Annotated in this window: 2 protein-coding genes and 1 pseudogene; 1 reads left to right on the forward strand and 2 read right to left on the reverse strand. The window is 68.8% G+C overall.

The features are described from left to right. Positions 1 to 318: tetratricopeptide repeat protein (locus VF794_RS24420; RefSeq protein WP_331114374.1), on the reverse strand; the 318-nt coding region annotated here is incomplete at its 3' end. 361 nt (positions 319 to 679) lie between these two features. Next, positions 680 to 1,813: a DnaJ domain-containing protein gene (locus VF794_RS24425; protein WP_331114376.1), complete on the reverse strand. Its 1,134-nt coding sequence runs from the start codon at positions 1,811 to 1,813 to the stop codon at positions 680 to 682. Between the two features lie 259 nt (positions 1,814 to 2,072). On the opposite strand from VF794_RS24425, the pseudogene VF794_RS24430 reads away from it, so the two are divergent. Next, positions 2,073 to 2,521 (forward strand): annotated as a pseudogene (locus tag VF794_RS24430) (hypothetical protein); the annotation flags it as partial.

Here is a 2,521-nt window from a genome sequence, read left to right on the forward strand (position 1 = left end):
CGGCTCGGCCCGGGCGAAGTCGCCCTGGGTCCAGTAGATGATCCCAAGCAGGGCCACACAGTTGGCGACCTCTGGATTCCTGCCCCCGAGCACCGCCTCCCGCAGCTCGAGCGAATGTTCGTCTTGCGCCACGGCCTCGGCGTATTTGCCCGCCTTGAAGAGCTTGATGGCTTCTTCATAGGCCGTCTGCGCCTCCTGCAGCCGCGCATCCGGTCTCTCCTCCCCGGCCAGAGCGCTTGCCGCACAGCACAGGGCGACCACCGCTATCCACCCGCGAATCCGCCGCATGTCTTTCTCCTGGACCAGTTCCAATGCCATTCCACCACCCCAGCGCCCGCGATGTACATCGCCGGGGCGAGGTTTCATGGCGTCTTCGATGCAGGAGGGTTGGCCGGGCCCGAGAACCTTGGAGCCACGGCCTTCGGCGGAGAGCTATTCCTGCACCACATCCACATCGCTCGCCTTCACGAAGGCGAAGCGGTGGTTGAAGGAGACCTGGTAAGGTGGACTCGTCACCCGTGCGAGACATCAACAGCAGCACGCTCTCGGGCACGCCGAACTCGCGCGAGGCGCTGGTAAACGCCGACTGAAGCGAGGTGGGGGCGCTCGGCTGCGTGGGAGCGGCATCCTCGGCCGCGACACGTCCGGGAGGGACTAGCCGGCTTGGTGGGAGCGCGCTTCATCCCGTGGCCCGCTTGCGCAGCTCGCTCCACGCCTGGTTGAGCCGGCGCGTCTCTTCCGTTGCCAGCGCCTGGAGCTTCGGGCCCAACTGCGCCACCTTGTCCGGGTGGTACTGGGTGATGAGGGTGAGGTAGGCCTGTTTCACCTCGGAGAGGGGCGTCCCCGGAGCCACGCCGAGCACCTCCCACGGGCTGTTGGGGGGAGGAACCTCCCGGGCCGCGGGGGGCTCCTCTTCGACCTCCTGCGCTTCCTCCGGGCGGGGCTCGGACGCAGGGGGCGCTTCTTCCGAGACGGGAGAAGCCCCGAGTTCCTCTCCACACGTCGAGCACAGCAGCAGCTCACGCACACCGAGGCCACCCGGTACCGTGTAGTCGCCGAAGCATTCGCCACACACCATCCGCCCACAGTGCTCGCAGCGCGCGGCGCACTCCGCCTTCTCGAGCGGTGCGTCGCACTCGAAGCAATCCTCGGGCAGCGGTGCCTCTTCGCCACACGACACGCAGAAGGCCCAGGTGGGCTCGAGCTTCGCCTCGCATTCCACGCATGCGGGCGCGTCCGTCGCCTCGGAGGGTTGCCAGCGCTGCGCCGTCGCACACCAGGGGCAGTACGGCATGAGCCAGGCCACCCGCCCCTGGCACTTCCGGGAACGGCAGTCGAAGGCGAGTGCGTAGCCCTCGGCGGTGTCCCCCGGCTCGTTGTCCTCACCGAAGGATTCGCCGCAGGCCCAGCAGCAGTTGAATGCAGGATGGGAGGGCGCTCCGCACGCGTCGCACACGGGGTTGTCGTGCTCGGCCTCCCAGGCCAGCTCGGCGCCGCAGGTGGGACAGCACCGCATCCACCGCACCGCGTGGGGATGCGTGCAGGCCGCCTGCTCCGCCCGTCTGCGCCGGCCGGGTGGCTCGGGGAAGGACGGCTGCTCACCGCGAGCCGCGAACGACTCCCACAGACAACTGGCGCAGGCCTTCCCCCGGGACCTTCGCGGGGCGGGGCCTCCGTTGGGGGACCGGTGCCGGAAGAGGGCCTCCGTGTCCGGCGAGCCCGAGTGCAGGCAGGTCTGGCACACGGCCTCACCACATACGTCGCAGTTCCCCGCGAGGCGGCGGCCACCGAAGCCCAGGAGGGCAGGCGTCAAGACCTCCTGGCAGCACGGGCACGCGGACATGCGGGGCGCAGGATAGCAACGCCGGGAGGCAAGGCGATTTCTCGCTCCCTGCACCAGGGTGAATTCTTCCCAGGCGCCGATGGCCAAGAATCGAACCAGCGGTTCAGTTCTTGAACCGGGCGCGTCCAGGAATTGAACAGCGGGCTCGCGTCCTCCCGAGGAGCCACGGAGCAACCCCTCGGATTGCCAGGAGTGCCCCCGTGGCACACCCCATGCTCCCTACACCTCCATGCCCGCCCCTCCCTCCACCTCCGTGAGCAAGACGGCCTCGCACCTCTTGCTGCTGGTCCTCCTGGGGCTGGGTCTGAGCTGCAAGAGCACGCTGTCCGAGGAACCGTCCGCTTCTCCGGGGGCCGAGACCGTCACCGTCTTCTTCTCCATCGGAGCCAGCGACCTGCTCGCCTCCTCCCAGGGAACTGGCCCCTCCGCGCTGGCCGCCCCTGTCTCCGGTCTCGGCTTCTCCTTCCAGGACGTCACCCACGTCCGCATCGATGTCCTCGTCCGCGAGGCGGGTGGCGGCACCTCCTCTCTCTTCCGCGACGTCAATCTCTCCCGGGGCACGGATGGCCTTTGGACAGGCAAGCTCCCCTTCCTCCCCAGGAACAAGCCCCTCTCCTTCGTCGCCATCGCCTCCAGCGCCTCGGCGGCCGAGCTCTTCCGGGGCTCCACCGACCAGAC

Origin of the sequence: Archangium sp., assembly GCF_036389735.1 — a bacterium.
GTDB lineage: Bacteria > Myxococcota > Myxococcia > Myxococcales > Myxococcaceae > Archangium.